The organism is Ruegeria sp. CDSB117 (assembly GCF_059611005.1).
In genome coordinates, this window is sequence record NZ_JBXWOS010000005.1 from 19920 (window position 1) to 36296 (window position 16377).

At 56.3% G+C, this 16377-nt stretch carries 14 protein-coding genes; 8 read left to right on the forward strand and 6 right to left on the reverse strand.

All coding sequences use genetic code 11. From position 1 onward, the window contains the following. Positions 1 to 15: 15 nt before the first annotated feature. A complete protein-coding gene (locus tag AC2FJC_RS07625; protein ID WP_496739016.1) occupies positions 16 to 1266 on the reverse strand; it encodes an NAD(P)/FAD-dependent oxidoreductase in 1251 nt (416 codons plus the stop codon). Then, a complete protein-coding gene (locus AC2FJC_RS07630; protein ID WP_496739017.1) occupies positions 1263 to 2396 on the reverse strand; it encodes an enolase C-terminal domain-like protein in 1134 nt (377 codons plus the stop codon). The genes AC2FJC_RS07625 and AC2FJC_RS07630 overlap by 4 nt, the downstream gene beginning before the upstream one ends. Positions 2397 to 2495: 99 nt before the next feature. Between AC2FJC_RS07630 and AC2FJC_RS07635 the strand changes: the two genes are divergently transcribed. Beyond that, the gene (locus AC2FJC_RS07635) at positions 2496 to 3416 is read left to right on the forward strand and encodes a LysR family transcriptional regulator (RefSeq protein ID WP_496739018.1); all 921 of its coding nucleotides are present in this window, start codon (positions 2496 to 2498) and stop codon (positions 3414 to 3416) included. Here the strand turns inward: AC2FJC_RS07635 and AC2FJC_RS07640 are convergent. Further along, positions 3377 to 5071: a thiamine pyrophosphate-binding protein gene (locus AC2FJC_RS07640; protein ID WP_496739019.1), complete on the reverse strand. Its 1695-nt coding sequence runs from the start codon at positions 5069 to 5071 to the stop codon at positions 3377 to 3379. The two genes, AC2FJC_RS07635 and AC2FJC_RS07640, sit on opposite strands and share 40 nt — an antisense overlap. A gap of 74 nt (positions 5072 to 5145) precedes the next feature. On the opposite strand from AC2FJC_RS07640, the gene AC2FJC_RS07645 reads away from it, so the two are divergent. The 7 genes from AC2FJC_RS07645 (at position 5146) to AC2FJC_RS07675 (ending at position 11032) form a co-directional block, all read left to right on the forward strand. After that, positions 5146 to 5886, forward strand: a complete 741-nt coding sequence (locus tag AC2FJC_RS07645) for a GntR family transcriptional regulator (protein ID WP_496739020.1) — start codon at positions 5146 to 5148, stop codon at positions 5884 to 5886. Beyond that, a complete protein-coding gene (locus AC2FJC_RS07650; RefSeq protein ID WP_496739021.1) occupies positions 5883 to 6602 on the forward strand; it encodes an aspartate/glutamate racemase family protein in 720 nt (239 codons plus the stop codon). Before AC2FJC_RS07645 ends, AC2FJC_RS07650 begins: the two co-directional genes overlap by 4 nt. Before the next feature lie 117 nt (positions 6603 to 6719). Further along, the gene (gene queC, locus AC2FJC_RS07655; protein ID WP_496739022.1) at positions 6720 to 7418 is read left to right on the forward strand and encodes a 7-cyano-7-deazaguanine synthase QueC; all 699 of its coding nucleotides are present in this window, start codon (positions 6720 to 6722) and stop codon (positions 7416 to 7418) included. Then, positions 7418 to 7771, forward strand: a complete 354-nt coding sequence (gene queD / locus AC2FJC_RS07660) for a 6-carboxytetrahydropterin synthase QueD (RefSeq protein WP_496739023.1) — start codon at positions 7418 to 7420, stop codon at positions 7769 to 7771. The genes queC and queD overlap by 1 nt, the downstream gene beginning before the upstream one ends. Beyond that, the gene (gene queE, locus AC2FJC_RS07665; RefSeq protein ID WP_496739024.1) at positions 7768 to 8469 is read left to right on the forward strand and encodes a 7-carboxy-7-deazaguanine synthase QueE; all 702 of its coding nucleotides are present in this window, start codon (positions 7768 to 7770) and stop codon (positions 8467 to 8469) included. The genes queD and queE overlap by 4 nt, the downstream gene beginning before the upstream one ends. A 16-nt stretch (positions 8470 to 8485) precedes the next feature. Further along, a complete protein-coding gene (gene queF / locus AC2FJC_RS07670; RefSeq protein ID WP_496724662.1) occupies positions 8486 to 8950 on the forward strand; it encodes a preQ(1) synthase in 465 nt (154 codons plus the stop codon). A gap of 225 nt (positions 8951 to 9175) precedes the next feature. Further along, positions 9176 to 11032: an SLC13 family permease gene (locus AC2FJC_RS07675; protein ID WP_496739153.1), complete on the forward strand. Its 1857-nt coding sequence runs from the start codon at positions 9176 to 9178 to the stop codon at positions 11030 to 11032. Between the two features lie 53 nt (positions 11033 to 11085). Here the strand turns inward: AC2FJC_RS07675 and AC2FJC_RS07680 are convergent, their stop codons facing one another. The 3 genes from AC2FJC_RS07680 to AC2FJC_RS07690 form a co-directional block, all read right to left on the reverse strand. Further along, entirely contained in the window at positions 11086 to 12348 is a 1263-nt protein-coding gene (locus AC2FJC_RS07680; RefSeq protein WP_496739025.1) for an HlyD family type I secretion periplasmic adaptor subunit, read from the reverse strand. 62 nt (positions 12349 to 12410) lie between these two features. Next, positions 12411 to 14507, reverse strand: coding sequence for a peptidase domain-containing ABC transporter (locus AC2FJC_RS07685; protein ID WP_496739026.1), 2097 nt, complete (start codon positions 14505 to 14507; stop codon positions 12411 to 12413). Further along, a complete protein-coding gene (locus tag AC2FJC_RS07690) occupies positions 14504 to 16207 on the reverse strand; it encodes an ABC transporter transmembrane domain-containing protein (RefSeq protein ID WP_496739027.1) in 1704 nt (567 codons plus the stop codon). Before AC2FJC_RS07690 ends, AC2FJC_RS07685 begins: the two co-directional genes overlap by 4 nt. Positions 16208 to 16377: the final 170 nt, after the last annotated feature.

Here is a 16377-nt window from a genome sequence, read left to right on the forward strand (position 1 = left end):
GTTACCGGACATTTCTTAAGTCGCGTAGCGAGACGGCGCATAGACGCTCATGTCTGCGTTTGGGGTCCTGCCCGCGATCATCTGCGCCAGCAGACGTCCTGTTTTTGGCCCGCCTGTCAGACCGATATGATGGTGGCCAAACCCCATAAATGCTCCGTCAATTCCCGGCACTTCGCCGATGATCGGGATCGAGTCTGCCGGTGCGGGCCGGTGCCCCATCCATTCTACTTCGTCCTTCCATGTCACGCCCGGAAAGGCCGCCCGGGCATTCTTGCGCATCAGTTCGAACGGCGCCCTCGAAGGCGGCGCGTCCAGCCCGCCGAATTCGACAATCCCGGCCAGCCGAATGCGGCCATCCATCGGCGTGGCGACGAACTTGCCCGAAGCAACCATAACCGGACTTTTTGGCATCGCGGAAGGTTCCACCAATTCAAGATGATAACCACGTTCTGTCTCCAGAGGAACAGAAACGCCCAATTTGCTGGCCAAAGGCCCGGACCAGACGCCCGCAGTGACAATGGCAGTGTCACAAGCAATTGTCTCACCAGCGGTGCGCACGCCGGCGACCTTGCCGTTATCGTGTACGACATCTTCAACAGCAGCACGGATGACCCTGCCGCCGTTGGCCTCAACATGTGCGGCGAGGTCTTTCACGTACCGCCCAGGATCGGTGATGTGTCCGTGATCAGAAAGCTTGGCAGCAAACCCGATGTCTTTGCTGTAGATCGGGTCGTAGGCGTGGAACGCGGCACCCTCTAGTTCTTCCCACTTGAACCCGTGCTTGCGCCGAACACCCCAACCAAAGGCATCGCCTTCGAAATGCTGGCGGTTTTCGTAGAGGAACAGGTAGTCGGATGGCACAATCCATTTCTCGGCCGCCGTACCCTGAGCCAGGGCCTGATGATCGTTCAGGCTGTCTCCGACAATGGGGGTTAGCGCGGCCGCGATATGTTCAACGTCATCTGCGTTTGCGTGTTTCAGGTAACGCGTCAACCACGGCAACAGCTTGGGTACATAGCCCCATTTCATGAACAAAGGCTGCGACGGGTCAAACAGCATCCTGGGCGCTTTTTTCAAAAGCCCCGGCACCGTGACCGGAATAATCGAGCAAGAGGCCAGCACACCACCATTGCCATGCGAGGTACCCTCTCCGGGGCCGGCCTTGTCGATCAAGATGACATCATGCCCGTCACGTTGCAGCCAGACGGCGGTTGAGACACCGACGATACCGGCACCGATGATGGCAATTGTCTTTTTCTCGCTCATGCCGCCACCGCTTTGGAAACAGCATAATGGTTCAGCTTTGCCTCGTCCGGCTTCCCTCCAAGACCAGGTGTGTCGGAGACTATGACCTGGCCCCTTTTCACTTCGAAAGGCTCCTCAAGAATGTCTTCTGCCAAGAAGTAAGAGGCCTGATAGAACTCGCAGCCCAGCTTAATTTCCGGTGTGGCGGCGATCATGTGAGTGCCTGCCAGATGTGCCAGACCAGCTTCAAACATATCTCCGCCATAAGCACTCAGGCCGTGTGCTGCAGCCATGCGAGCGACTGTTTGCCCGCGCACCAGACCTCCAGATTTCATGATTTTGATCGACACACCGTCGCAGATACCCTCACGCGCAGCCCGTTCCATATCCTCGGGGCCAAAAACGCTTTCATCGGCCAGTAACGGCACATCCGTCATTTGCCGTAGCTTCGCCATCATGCCGTAGTGATGTGCGCGTACCGGTTGTTCGATGAAATCGGGATTGAACGATGCCACATCCCGCACCTGCGCCGGAGCGTCCTCGATTGACAGGCCTTGATTGTAATCAACACGCACTGAGAACTGTGGGTAATGCTTCGCCAAATACTCAAGGCGCATGATATCAAAAGCATGATCCTTGAACCCAGTCTTCAACTTCACGATCCTCACGCCGTCGTCCTGCAAACGGCCCAGCAATTCGATATCCTGCGCAAAATCGGGATTGGCGATAGAGCAGCTGAGCGGGATCTCGTCGCGGCATTTCCTTCCCAACAGGGCCCAGACAGGAACGGCGCTGATCCTGCCCGTCAAATCAAGTAGAGCAGCTTCCAGTGCCGCTTTAGCCTCGGTGCAATGCGCAACCGCATATGCAGCACGCGCCATGATTGCCGCTCTGTCAGCAACTCTGGCCCCCACCACCAACGGGCGGAGGTAGCGATTCAGGGCGGCATAGGTCGCCTCGGGCGTTCCCGTGAAGACCGACCAGGGTGAGGCTTCGCCATATCCCTGGCTGCCATCCTCGGACGTCAGGCGCAGGACAACGACCTCGCACACACCTTCGACAGATCCGATACCGTGGTCCCGGCGAGATGTGACGGGCAGTTCAAGATGCCACAGGTCGTAACCTATGATTTGTTGTGTCAGATCGCCCATTCGTCCTCCCCAGCGATAGGCGGAAGCCTGCCTTGACCGGCATATCATTTCAAATACTATGTTTTCGTAAGTCCATCATAAGAAATGATAGGGTAAGCTATGTCTCTGCGCTTTCGTCAGTTGCAGGCGTTCCACGCCATCATGGAAACGGGTACCGTAACTGGGGCCGCGTCGGTTCTGGGAATCTCGCAACCGGGTATCAGCAATCTATTGGCTCAGTTGGAACGTGAGGCTCGATTGCCCTTGTTCGAACGCAACAAAGGACGTCTTTTGCCGACGCCAGAGGCAGAGCTTTTGTATCGAGAGGTCGATACCGTAGTTCGCGGGCTGGACCATGTCGCGCAGGCCGTATCGGACCTGCAGAACAAGCATCCCGGGCAATTGCAGGTTGCTGCTCCCCACCTTCTATCATTTGGTTTCATGCCGCGAGAGATTGCCCGTTTTGCCAAATCGCGCCCCAATCTGTCCGTCAGCTTTCAGTCTCAGTATTCTTCGAAAATACAGGAGTGGGTAACCTCGGGCTTGTTCGAGATCGGCATCGTCGAGATGCCAATACTCCATGACACGCTGAACTTTCAGGTCTTCCAATTTGAAACGATGGCCACGTTCCCCGTGGGTAGCCATTTGGCGACCCATGACGTTCTGACACCAGAGCTGTTGGAGAATGAGCCGTTCATCGTCATGGGCCCCGAACACCAAACCCATCGCAGAACCCGTGACATTTTTCAGATTGCAGAGCGCACCTGGCAGACGCGAATACACACGCATTTGTCGGAAAACCTGCTGAGCTTTGTCAAACAGGGTATGGGCGTCGCGATGATTGATCCGTTCACAGTGACCTTCGATGAAGAGGGCGGATATCAAACCCGCCCTTTCACACCAGCAGTCACGCTGGATCTTGCGATAATCACCGCAAAAGGACGCCCTTTATCAATGATTGCGCAGGAGTTTCTGGCCCAACTGACCCCGTCCATCGCGTCTTACGCCACCCATTCCGACACCGGTGCCGCAGCTTCGTGAAGTTGTTGTGAGTGGATGTCGACCAGCGTCGGGCCATCATGCTCAACGGCCTGCTTCAAAACTCTGCGCAGATCATCCGGGTCTTTCACTGTCCAGGATTTGACCCCAAATGCCGCCGCAACAGCGGCGTGATCGGTCCGATTGAAATCGACGTTGTAGTAACGCTGCCCAAAGCCTGCATCCTGACCCGCTTTGATCCAACCAAAGACTGAGTTCGAGAATACGATCGAGGTAATCGGCATTTTGTGCCGCACCATCGTTTCAAACTCACCGCAAGTGAAGCCAAACGATCCATCCCCCATAACGGACAATGTCTTGACCGATGGCCGACCTACATGGGCGCCCATGGCCGCACCTAGCGAATACCCCAACGCGCCATGTGCCCGATTGGTGATAAAATGCCGTCCCGGTTTGCGCCAGCGGTAATGGGCGCTGAAGTAAGGGCACGGGGTGCCCGGATCAGCGACAACAATCGCATCATCGTCCAGGATGTCTGCAAGAGCCGCAATTACGGCTTCGGGCCGGATCGGGGTGTCGCGACTGGCCGCAAGCGGTGCGAACGCTTGCAACTTGGCCTCCCAGGCGGCACGGGCTTGGGCCGCTCCACCAAAACCTGGCAGATCGTGCCGCGTCTCAAGCGACCCCGCCAAAGCCTCTAACGCCAAACGGGCATCGGCACAAATGGCGACTTCGGTTTGATAATTTGCGCCGATCACCATCGGGTCGCTGTCTATATGGATGATGGTGGCATCCCGCCCGGGGCTGCGCCAGCGTTCGGTCGTGACCGACCCCGCGCGGCATCCGACAAACACAACGACATCTGCCTGATCCACAACGGCGCGCGTGGCCGGAACACCACCGTTCGAGCCAACGACGCCCAAGGCCAGCGGGTCCGTTTCGGCAATGGAGCCCTGACCGGAAACTGTTGTGGCAACTGGGATACCTAGCAGGGTGGCAACACGGTGCAATGCCTCTTCAGCCCCGGAAAGAACCGGCCCACCGCCGCAAACGATGACTGCTGATTTGGCTTTGGCCAGGATATCCGCGGCCGCTTCAATGGCATCCAGATCCGGTCCAGCCCGTTCAGCGGGATAGCTGCGGTGGCGTGCATCTGCCCAAACCTCAGCTTCGTCCACCGGACCTTTCTGCGTATCAAAGGGCAGCGCCAGATGTGTGGCGCCTGGCGTTCCGGTCGTCATTGCACGAAACGCAGCCCGCACCATCGCAGGCAAACGCGAGGCGTCTTCCAGAGACGCATTCCACTTTGCCAACGGCTTGAACAGCGCTGCCTGATCCAACTCAGTCAACGGGTATTTTCCGCGGCTGGTCGTCGCCACATCAGAGGTGATCGCTAGAATGGGAACCGAGCTTTCGCTGGCCTCGATCACCCCCGGCAGTATGTAGGTCGCCCCGCCTCCGGACGGGCCTTCGCAGACACCCGGCTTGCCAGTGACGCGTGCGTATCCATCCGCCATATAGGCCGCGTGACGTTCATCCCGGGTCAGTATGTGCTGAATACCATGATCCATCCGCGCCAACGCGTCATAGAAGGGCAGCGTTGTATCACCGCACAGGCCGAACATGTGTTTCACGCCGTGTGCTTCCAACATGCGCACCATTGCTTCGGCTCCTGTCAGATAATTCGTCCCGGTCATGGCTGGGTTTCCTTTGATTTCATTCTGCACACAGAGCTGTATACAGTTTTGTATATTGATTTCAAGAGCAACCTGTGGCACGCCTTAGCAAACGGAAAAAGGCGGCACTTATGGCAGGTCCACGCGTTGATGACATCTATGATCAGGTAAAGGCGATGGCCGTCTCGTTTCGCCTGCGGCCGGGTGATCGATTGAATGAAGTGGCTTTGTCGAAGGAATTGGGCGTCAGCCGAACCCCCCTGCGCGAGGCCCTGAACCGGTTGGTGGCCGAACACCTGTTCGACTTTCGCCCTGGCCTGGGCTTTTTCTGCCGCCCGCTGGACCCGCAGAGCGTGTTTGATCTGTTCGAGTTGCGCCAGATCATCGAATCCGCCGCCGCGCGCATTGCTTGCGCGAAGGCGTCTGACAAAGATCTACAAACACTTCGGGATGAGCTTTACGCGACCGGCATCGACATCACCGGCCTGACCGTCGAAGAAGCGGTTAGCAGAGACGAAGATTTTCATCTGGGCATTGCCAGGCTATCGGGCAACAACGAACTGGTGCAAACCCTGACCCGGATCAACGAACGCATCCGATATATCCGCTGGGTTTCCATGAGCTTGGATCGGGTTCAACGCTCGAAAGACGAACATAAACGGGTCATGCAGGCCTTGCTGGATCGCGACGCGGATGAGGCCGCGCGCGTACTGGGTGCCCATATCTCCAAGCGAATAGATCAGGTGCAGGACGCCGTGCGCCACGGGATATCCAGTATCTACATGGAAGGGTCCGAAGACATCTCGGCCCGCATTATCGAGGAGGCGCAAGGATGATCGCCCAAGGTGGCAAATCCATTTACGGAGCGTCGGTGGGTATTCTTATGCTAGACGCCCAATTCCCACGCATCCCCGGTGATATGGGAAATGCGCTGACATGGCCTTTTCCGGTGCTCTATCGCATTGTGCGGGATGCCTCGCCGGAACTGGTCGTTCGGCACCGGGCCGAGGGCATGTTGGACGCATTCATCGATGCCGCGCGTGAACTGGTCAAGGACGGCGCGGACGGCATTACCACCAATTGCGGGTTTCTGTCCCTGTTTCAGAAAGAGCTATCCGAGGCTGTGCCAGTTCCGGTTGTGACCTCATCTTTGATGCAGGTGCAGATGGTAAATCGAGTTCTTCCCGCCGGAAAGCGCGCCGGAATTCTGACCATATCGGCATCCACACTGACCAACGATCACCTGCAAAGCGCTCAGGTTCCGGACGGTACACCCATCGGTACCACCGAAGGCGGGCGCGAATTCACACGTGCGATACTGGGGAACGAACTTGCCCTGGAGGTCGACAAGGCGCGCGCAGACAACGTCGATGCAGTGCTTGCGTTGCAGTCTCAAAACCCTGATCTCGGTGCAATTGTTCTGGAATGCACGAATATGTGCCCTTACGCGGCAGATATTCAGCGCGCCACAGGATTGCCCGTCTTTTCCATCGTGACATTGGTCAGTTGGTTTCAGGCCGGGCTTTTGCCGCCGCGCTTCCCCGGTCCTTAGGAGGCACAACCGCCGTTCGATTCCACCAATTCGTGCATTGCGCTTACCGGCAAAAGACCGTAAGCGTCCCGCCCGCCGGTCGCAGCCTACCCGGTTATCAAAACAAGGACTGAAAACATGAAAACTACATTGGTCTGCTCCGGCGGACTGGATTCCGTGTCGCTTGCCCATGTGCTGGCCGCGGAAGGAAACCTCTCGCGGCTTGTGTCTTTCGACTATGGCCAACGCCACACCAAAGAACTGACCTTCGCTGCCCTCTGCGCGCAGAGGCTGGACGTGCCCCATCACGTTATTGACCTGCGTTCTGTCGGGGCGTCGCTGACGGGCTCGGCCTTAACCGACGACGTGGACGTGCCCGACGGGCATTACGCAGAAGAGACGATGAAGGTCACGGTTGTCCCCAACCGCAATGCGATCATGCTGACCATCGCTTATGGTGTTGCAGCAGCGCAGGGGGATGATGCGGTGGCTGCTGCTGTGCATGGCGGCGACCATTTCATCTATCCCGATTGCCGCCCGGCATTCACAGATGCGTTTGACACCATGCAGCGCGCCGCGTTGGACGGCTACGCGGATGTAGTGCTGCATGTGCCATTCGTGCACCGCAGCAAAGCCGATATTGTCCGCGAGGGCGCGCGCGTGGACACCCCGTTCGATCAGACGTGGTCCTGCTACAAGGGCGGCGGCTTACATTGTGGCCGATGCGGAACATGCGTTGAACGGCGCGAGGCGTTCGAGCTGGCCGGAGTGCCGGACCCAACCAAGTACGACGACGCCGAGTTCTGGAAATCTTCCATCGCAGGAGCAAGTGTCTGATGTACCGGATTACTAAGGAGTTCCACTTTTCCGCCTCACATCAGCTGACCCACTTGCCCGATGATCACCAATGTGCCCGGATGCACGGCCATAACTATATTGTCGTGGTCGAATTGGCCGGGCGCGATTTTAATACTGATGGGTTCGTGCGGGATTACCACGAGCTGAAACCGCTCAAGACCTATATCGACGATGAATTCGACCACCGGCACCTGAACAATGTGCTGAACGTCGTGTCGTCCGCTGAAAACCTTGCGCGCCATTTCTTTGACTGGTGCGCGGCCCGCTGGCCCGAAACCGCTGCGGTGAAAGTGTCCGAAACGCCCAAGACATGGGCCGAGTATCGCCCATGACCCTTAGAATATCTGAAATATTCGGCCCCACGGTACAGGGCGAAGGCGCGCTGATCGGTCAGCCGACGGTATTTGTACGCTCGGGCGGATGCGATTTCCGGTGCAGTTGGTGCGACAGTCTGCACGCCGTCGACAGCGCCTATCGCCACGATTGGGCGGTAATGGACACGCTGGCCGTCTGGTCCGAAGTTCAGCGTTTGTCAGGCGGGCGGCCTCTGACTGTTTCCCTGTCTGGCGGCAATCCTGCCATTCAGGATTTTGGCCCTTTGATCCAGCAAGGCAAAGCGGAAGGCTATACCTTTGCGTGCGAAACCCAAGGGTCAATCGCAAAGCCGTGGTTTGCCGACCTCGCTATGCTGGTTCTCAGCCCGAAACCGCCCAGCAGTGGCGAGGATATGGATTGGACGGCGTTTGACGCCTGCCTCAACGTGCGCCCTGCGCAAGCTGTCCTCAAGATCGTGATCTTTGACGACACGGATTTTAACTGGGCGCGCAGCGTTGCCGACCGGTATCCGGACCTTCCACTTTATCTTCAACCCGGCAACCCGGAAACCGATCCGGCCAGCCCGGTTGATCTGACCAATGCCACCAGCCGTATGGAATGGCTGATCGACAAGACTTTGAATGCCGGTTGGTTCGCGCCTCGCATTCTGCCCCAGCTACATGTGCTGATCTGGGGCAACAAGCGCGGCGTCTGACCGCAGGAGAGATAACATGACCGATAGTATCTACAGCAACCTCACCCAGTTGGGCGGAGACACCAAAATGCCAGCCAGCCCGGAAGAGGCGGTTCTGGAACGCGTGCAGAACCCCCAGGCTGATGTGGATTACAACGTGCGCTTTACCGCGCCCGAGTTCACCTCGCTTTGCCCGATGACAGGCCAGCCGGATTTTGCCCATCTGGTGATAGATTACGTACCCGATCAATGGTTGGTGGAAAGCAAGGCGCTCAAGTTGTTTCTGGGCTCGTTCCGCAATCATGGCGCCTTTCACGAAGATTGCACCATCTCGATTGCCCGCCGGCTGCAAGAGTTTCTGGAGCCAAGGTGGCTGCGCATCGGAGGCTATTGGTATCCGCGCGGGGGCATTCCGATCGACGTGTTCTGGCAAACTGGCCCAATGCCCGAAGGCGTCTGGATCCCGGATCAGGGTGTTCCGCCTTACCGCGGGCGTGGCTGACCCCGATGATTTGAGAGGCGTGAAGGCCCCAGCCTGACAAGCAATCAAAGGGGCCCCACGCGCCGGTTCGAAACATGACGTTTTGGCAGTGGTAGTAATTTTGTTTCGCTCAAGCTTGCGGTTTTGAAACATCATGACAATCCAACATTGATGGGTTAGATGTTTTTTTAATGTAAGAACAAATTCCTGGTGACGATTGTGGAACAGGTGGCCTTCAATTTTGAGATGGGTGTCGTTTGCGCCCTTCTTGCCTTCACCGTATTTCTCTTTGTATCCGAAATCGTCAGGATTGACCTTTCTGCCATACTTGTTCTGGTCATAATCGGCCTTCTTAGTTACGCGCCCGGGCTCGAAAAACTAGCTGACGTGCCGCACCTGTTTGATGGATTTGCATCCAATGCGGTGATTTCCATTATTGCGGTCATGATCGTTGGCGCGGGCCTCGACAAAACCGGCATAATGAACAAAGTCGCCGCTGTTATTCTGAAATATGGCGGAACGTCCGAGAAACGCGTGCTGCCGATTATTTCGGGCACCGTAGGGGTCATTTCCTCGTTCATGCAGAACGTTGGAGCCGCCGCGCTGTTTCTTCCGGTCGTCAGCCGAATATCTTCCCGATCAGGCATCCCATTGTCGCGCTTGCTGATGCCCATGGGGTTCTGCGCCATCCTTGGTGGCACAATGACGATGGTCGGATCTTCGCCTCTTATCCTGCTGAACGACCTGATCCAGTCGGCCAACAACGGCCTGCCCGAAGGTCAGAAAATGGAGCAGTTCGGCCTTTTCTCTGTGACGCCGATAGGGATTGTTCTGATCCTGACCGGCATCGCCTACTTTCTGCTGCTGGGTCGGTGGGTTTTGCCGGGTGATGAGGGATCGGAAAACACCGGGACCGGACAGGGAACGCAAGAGTATCTGCAACGTGTCTACGGCCTGAAAGCCGATGTTTTCGAAGTAATCGTTCCAGCCGAAAGCCCTTTGGTCGGGCAGATTTTGGCCGACATAAACCACGAAAATCACCTGTACATAATTTCGACATTCTATCGTGGAAAAACCTCAATGGTTCAGGTCCTGACGGCCGAAATTGCCGCGCCTTGCCGATTGGCGATCATCGGCAGGCGCTGGGTCGTAGAGGAGTTCGCGCAGAAGTACGGGCTGACCGTCCTGCCGACGTTGGACATCTTTGTCGAAGAATTCGCACCAACCAATGCCGGCATCGCTGAAGTTGTCATTACACCCGACAGCAAGCTGATCGGGAAATGTCCACGCGAGCTATTGTTCCGCAAGACATACGGCATGTCGTTGCTTGCTATCCATCGCGGCGAGGAAACGCTCAGCCATGTTGAATCCGAAACGCACGAGTCCACTCAAATTGGGCTTGAGGAGTTTCACGCAGGCGACATGCTAGTGGCCCACACACGGTGGGACAACCTGATGCGGATCAAGCGCGATCCCGATTTTGTGGTCGTCACCACCGACTTCCCGCAAGACGAACTGCGCCCGCAAAAGGTCGGTTGGGCGCTGGGGTTCTTTGCCATTTCCCTGTCGATGATCCTGTTCACCGACATTCGTCTCTCTCTCTGCCTTTTGACGGGAGCCGCGGGAATGATGTTGTCTCGAGTGCTGAGCGTTGACGAAGCCTACCGGGCCGTTGGGTGGAATACGGTCTTTCTGCTCGCATGTCTTATTCCATTAGGTCAGGCCGTTCAGAATACCGGCACGGCAGCGTGGATCGCGCAGCAAATCATGATCATTCTGGATGGATGGCCGACCTGGTCCCTTCAGGCAGGCGTTGCGGTTCTGGCTACGGCGTTTTCGTTGGTGATGTCCAATGTCGGCGCCACCGTTCTGCTAGTGCCTTTGGCCGTTTCAATTGCAGTGGCAGCTGGCGGAAATCCGGCTGTATTTGCCCTGACAGTTGCCATATCAACATCGAACAGCTTCATAATCCCAACCCATCAGGTAAACGCCCTGATCATGGGTCCTGCAGGGTACAAAGTTATGGACTTTGTACGCTCAGGTGGGGTCATGACCATACTGTTTCTTGTTGTGTCACTCCTTATGCTCAATTTGCTGTACTGATCGCTTCGATAAGCAGGAATGGTTCTATTATTGCAAGAACTTACAGCTGTAAGCTAACGCTCTCTGAATGCGCGTTCCATTGTCATCTGCACCGGCTTTAACAGGTAGGAAAGCAGCGTCTGTTCGCCGGTCGTCAATTCTGCAACAACGGTCATCCCAGCTTGAAGTGGACGCTCCCACGGACCCGCGCCAACCTTGGCTTCGGCCAGTTTAAACGAGGCCCTGAAATAGGTTTCACCGGTTTGTTCATCCGTCAGAGGCACAGGATAGATGGATTGCAGGCGTCCTTCGACCTTACCGAAACGTCGGGCATCGAATGTGTCTACGCTTACTGAAACCGGCTGTTCCAACTCAACATGGCCGACCTCGGAATTTGCGATACGTGCTTCTACGACCAAAGCGCGACGGGTTGGCAAAATCTCAAAAATCACTTCGCCCGGCGCGATGACTTCCCCTGGGTTAGGATATGTTACCGCCTGAATTATTCCACGTGCTGGGGCAGAAATACGCAATGCCGACAATTTTGAATTTACGACATCCAGGGATATCTCCAACTCCACGCGCTTTTGCTCAAGTTCGGCCCATCGAATTAGCACCTCATCTCGCAACGCCAGGGTTTCTTCAGCTTTGGCTGCACGGGCCAGCATCAATGCGCTCTGGGCTTCGGCAAGGCGTACTTGGGCGTCCGAAGCAGCAACGCGAACCGCGTCCACTTCATCCTCTTCCTCAAGGAAATCGCTCAGGGATTTTAGACCCTGCATTCGCAGTTGCGCGTATCTCTCCAGAATCTCCTCTTTCTTTCGAACGCGGTCCTGTGCGAACTGCGTGGCCCGTGTCAGGATATCCAATGTCCCCTCTTGCTGTTTGATCGTGGCCAGCTGAATGCGTTGGCTTTCAGCATAAAGGTCCAACCTTGCGGCTGCAGAAATCAGGCCCTTGCCTTTGAGCGCATCAATTTCCGCCTGGTCAGGTACAGCTTCGCGATCCAATACCGCCAGTACAGCGGACGCTGTGGCCAGGTCTCGCTGAACCGCAGCAAGCTGGCCGGACGTGACATCTCTTTCTCGCGTCAGATCCGGGTGATGCAGTTCAACCAGCAAATCCCCCGCCTCAACCAACTGACCATCGCGGACGTGAACAGCGCGGACAATGCCGCCGGGCATCGTTTCGATTTGCGGATACGCGCCAACTGGCAGGATCGTCCCCGAGGCGCGGATGATCTGGGGAACAGCAGTTTGCCCCGCCAGAACCACCAGGCAACCAACCATGGCCGAAACCGCAAGCGAGAGGAAGGCCGCAAATCTTGGCCGCCGCATTCGACGCCTCCAATTCGCGCGTTCCATTGGACCGGACATGTCACTTTTCTTAGATCCTGATTTCACTGTGCCCTCCCAAGCGTTTTTAATACGGCCTGAAATTTCTTGCGTCCTGCATCACCAGTGCTGTTCACGACAACCTTGTCGCCATTCAGAAAGATGAAGCGGTCGGCGACCTGCATGAATGAGCGATCCGCCGTTGCTATGACCACTGTCTTGCGCCCTTGCTGCGCGCGGATCCAGTTTCTGAAACACGCCCGTCGATGGTCGGAAAGGCCGTTGGTTGGATCGGAAAACAGATAGACCGAAGAAGGACGCGCCATGCTGCGTGCAAGGACCAGCGACTTTAAGGTTGCCGATGGCATCTGCGCCAGGTCACCGTCGGTCAAACGAGTGTCGATGCCCTTTGGCAGAAGGCCTTGGTCATCCAGCAAATCCATATCGGTCAAAGCAGCCATAATGTTGTCATCAGTGAGAGACGGCGAGGCCAATCGAAAGTTCTGGGCAACAGTGCCGTAGAACATCGACATGTCGTAAGTGGCGTAGGTTATGGATTTGCGCAATTCGTCCCTGGCAATCTGACGAATGTCGATGCCGTCATGTTCAATTGTACCGGCCAGAGGCGCGTAAAGGCCGTCGACCAGATCCAGCACCGCTGTGCGACCTGCCGCATCGCTGCCCATGACCAGAACCACTTCGCCCGGATCACAATTGAAACTGGCTTGCGAAAGGACAGGCGCGTTCAAAGGGTCCGGCCGGTACGTGACAGAGGAAAACGTAATCGCGCCGCTTAAAGTTTTTTGGTGCGTTTGTTCCAGCCCCACTTCGATCTCCTCGCCAAGATCAAGGACACGATCCGCTTGATTTCGACTGCTTCGGAAGGAAAGAATCTGAGGGAAGCTGGAATACAGAGACTGAATCGGCGCCAAAATTTTGGACACCAACGCAATCGAAGCGATCAACGCACCAAAGCTGATATCACCGCGCAACGCGCCTTGCGCACACAAGATGATGGCCCCCATCGTCGCAAGTGCCGTAACGGATTGAGCCAATGATTGCGCAAGCGCCTGAAACTGACGGCTGCGGCGCGCGGCCGCTTCTGCTCGCTCTGCAAGCGGCATGCAGCGGTCCAACCATTGGTTTTGCATCCCCAGATTTGCAATGGTCCGCTGGTGAAGAATAGCGTCCTGAACGGCTGACTGGCTGGCGGCGGCGGCCTCTGCCGTTTTTTGATCCAACCGTTTTTGTTGTGGGATGATGATTGCGCCGAGCAAGACAAGAAAGACCGCCAAGCCGAGCGTCAGCAGCCCGACCTGCGGTGCGAGATATGCAAGGACCGCAAAGAAAATCACCACAAATGGCAGATCCAGAAGGGTCGTCATGACCTGCCCGGGAAATGCATCGCGCAAGGATTCGAATTGGCGAAAACGCGATAGCTGTTGGTTTACATCCGTTTTCCCGAGCTGGCTCAGCGGCAAGGACATCAGTTTGCGAAACAGGGCAACCATCAACTGACGCTCTCCACGCCAGCCAACATATGCCAGCGCCCGCGTGCGCGCATGGCGGAAGCACAGGTCTGACGCCCCCACAATCACCACACCGATCATCAGGGAAACCAGCAAACTGATAGAACCTGACGGGATGACCCATTCGTAGATGCCCATGATCAGCAAGGGTGCCATGAGCCCCAGAACGTTGGACAACAATGAGGCGATCAGCAGCCAGGGCAACATCGGGCCTAATTCTGCGAATGCCGAACGGACAGATGTGAACCGCCTGTCTGTCTGGTGATGCGTGAAGCGGTCGATCCGGACGACGGTGCACCATCGGCGGCCGGGCTTGAGGTGGTTCAGATCTGGGTTCAGATCGTCGTTGATTTGCAGCGTGCCGCCCGTCCGGGCCAACGCCAGGTAGCAGGCACCATTGTCCGGTATTATCAATGCCGGGCATTCGTGATCCGTGATCTCGCGTTCACGACATCTGATCTGCGTGTAGGGGATATGGAGGTTTTCCAACGTCTCGAAAATGTCATCCGGGTGGAGCCGATCCAGCACGTGCGGAAACGCCTCAAGCAGCCGGTCTTCACTATTGCGCCACCCACCCGCCGAAAGCAGTCTAAATAGCATCCCGCTTGCAATCTGAGTGTTCATTACGGTCATGCAGCACCCTTTTTCCAGGCTTCCGCGGCAGTGCGTTCAAGATCTGCGTCCACCGCCCATGCCGCCAGATCCAGGGCGTTTGAAGAACTTAAGCGAACGCACTTGTCCGTTATATTCCTCATCCGAGGGTCCGGGCTTGCCACAAATATCGTGGGCCGCGGTGACACGGATTGGAGGTAATCCGCCAAAGCTTGGCGTTCCGTTGTATCTAGAACCGCTGTTGGTTCATTCATCAAAAGCACCCGCGGCCGCAGCGCCAAGGCCCGTGTCAATGCAATGAGATGCCGGTTCACCGGGTCGGCCTCAAACCCGGTTCCGGTGTTAAGCTGGGTTGCATAACCCATGGGCAAACGATGAATGCGTTTCTCTAGCCCAAGGGCGCCGGCAACTTGCTTGGCGCGATCAACGGTCTCTGCGTCACCAAAAGCGCTGATGTTTTCAAGCAGTGTTCCCGACAGGATCGCGGGCTCGGCTTCGAGCGCAACCAGCGCGTCCTGCCCGCGCAACCCGATCAACTGTGATGCCCGCAAGCCGCCAATGGACAATCTACCCTCATCTGGCTCTCGCTGCCCCGTCATTGCGTCAAACAAAGCTTCGACCATCCAGCTTTCTTCGGGCTCAATCAAAACGCCATGCCCTTGCTCCACCTGTAAGTTGAGGGGCAAGAAAGCTCTCCCCTCTCCTTTCAAACGGCGCATGGACAAACCGGACACCTTGATCTGACCCAAGTGATCGCAGGAAAGCCCTGCACTTTGCCCGATTTCAAGCTGTTCCATTTCGTTCAATCGTGCTTGTGAAATGGCAGAGTTTTCCGACTGAACCCACATCGCCATGAGTTTGGTCAAAGGCTGGATAATTCGGCCATTCAACAGCATGCAGGCAGCCAATTCGGCGATACCGATCAGGTTGATGATCACCAAGTAGGCCCCCAGCAGCCCCATCGCGGCAACAGTCATCTGCGAGAAAATGGCTCCAAAGCTTTGTGCGAAGCTCGAGAAATGGATCAGCTTTTTGCTGATATCGACGGTCTGATCTTCAAGCAATTCAAAGCGGCGGGCCATTTGTGGCTCCATCCGGTTTGCCTTGATCGTGGGCATATTCGACAAAATCTCGGACAAGAACGCGTATCGGCGTGTGTCCAGGGACTTGCGGTGCTTGAACAAAGCCCACTGCCCCCGCTTCATGACCGCTGCGAAGATGATCACAACGCAGAACGCGCCCAATGGCACCAAAATCAGCCACCCCCCGATCAATCCGATCAAAATCGCAAACAAGACTGTAAAGGGAAGATCAATCGAGAGTGTTTGCCCCTGCCCTGAATGGTAGTCCCGCAACTGGCCGATAGCTGCGTAGCGTTCCGCATAATTGCTGGCGGGTTCGCGCGAGAAGGCCAGAGAATTCGCGTTCAGGACTTTGGTCATAAAGCGGCGGTAATTCCAGACCGCTGCCCCCTCAGCCGTGGTTGTCAAAAGGACGGCACGGCACTGTCTCAGCATCAGCTCCATACCGGCACCGATCACCAGTGCCACCGTCAATACGCGCAGCGTGTCTATAGACTGAAATGGGATAACCCGATCGAATATCAGCAAGATGGAAATCGGCATCAAAAGCGACAGAACATTCATAGTCAGAGAGGCAACCCAAAGCGGGATATCAAAGTGAGGAGCCGAAATGCGACCAACAAATCCACGCGGTTCCATGATGCTTTCCACCCCCTTGGTCATTTCAGCAGGAGTGGTCGGTTTCCGTTTAAGGCCCGTAAATTCCCCGGCGCATCTTGCCTAGGATTTACCTTTAAATTTAAACGCTTAGTTACCAAATATCGACGGACGCGTGTTACCAAATTCGGTGAATCAGTTGTTGTTTGGGG

Coding starts and splice junctions, on each gene's coding strand:
- queD (WP_496739023.1), top strand. CDS start 7,418: ATGTACCGGATTACTAAGGAGTTCCACTTTTCCGCCTCACATCAGCTG.
- AC2FJC_RS07685 (WP_496739026.1), bottom strand. CDS start 14,507: ATGACCGTAATGAACACTCAGATTGCAAGCGGGATGCTATTTAGACTG.
- AC2FJC_RS07650 (WP_496739021.1), top strand. CDS start 5,883: ATGATCGCCCAAGGTGGCAAATCCATTTACGGAGCGTCGGTGGGTATT.
- AC2FJC_RS07635 (WP_496739018.1), top strand. CDS start 2,496: ATGTCTCTGCGCTTTCGTCAGTTGCAGGCGTTCCACGCCATCATGGAA.
- AC2FJC_RS07640 (WP_496739019.1), bottom strand. CDS start 5,071: ATGACCGGGACGAATTATCTGACAGGAGCCGAAGCAATGGTGCGCATG.
- queC (WP_496739022.1), top strand. CDS start 6,720: ATGAAAACTACATTGGTCTGCTCCGGCGGACTGGATTCCGTGTCGCTT.
- queF (WP_496724662.1), top strand. CDS start 8,486: ATGACCGATAGTATCTACAGCAACCTCACCCAGTTGGGCGGAGACACC.
- queE (WP_496739024.1), top strand. CDS start 7,768: ATGACCCTTAGAATATCTGAAATATTCGGCCCCACGGTACAGGGCGAA.
- AC2FJC_RS07680 (WP_496739025.1), bottom strand. CDS start 12,348: ATGCGGCGGCCAAGATTTGCGGCCTTCCTCTCGCTTGCGGTTTCGGCC.
- AC2FJC_RS07630 (WP_496739017.1), bottom strand. CDS start 2,396: ATGGGCGATCTGACACAACAAATCATAGGTTACGACCTGTGGCATCTT.
- AC2FJC_RS07690 (WP_496739027.1), bottom strand. CDS start 16,207: ATGGAACCGCGTGGATTTGTTGGTCGCATTTCGGCTCCTCACTTTGAT.
- AC2FJC_RS07625 (WP_496739016.1), bottom strand. CDS start 1,266: ATGAGCGAGAAAAAGACAATTGCCATCATCGGTGCCGGTATCGTCGGT.
- AC2FJC_RS07675 (WP_496739153.1), top strand. CDS start 9,176: ATGGGTGTCGTTTGCGCCCTTCTTGCCTTCACCGTATTTCTCTTTGTA.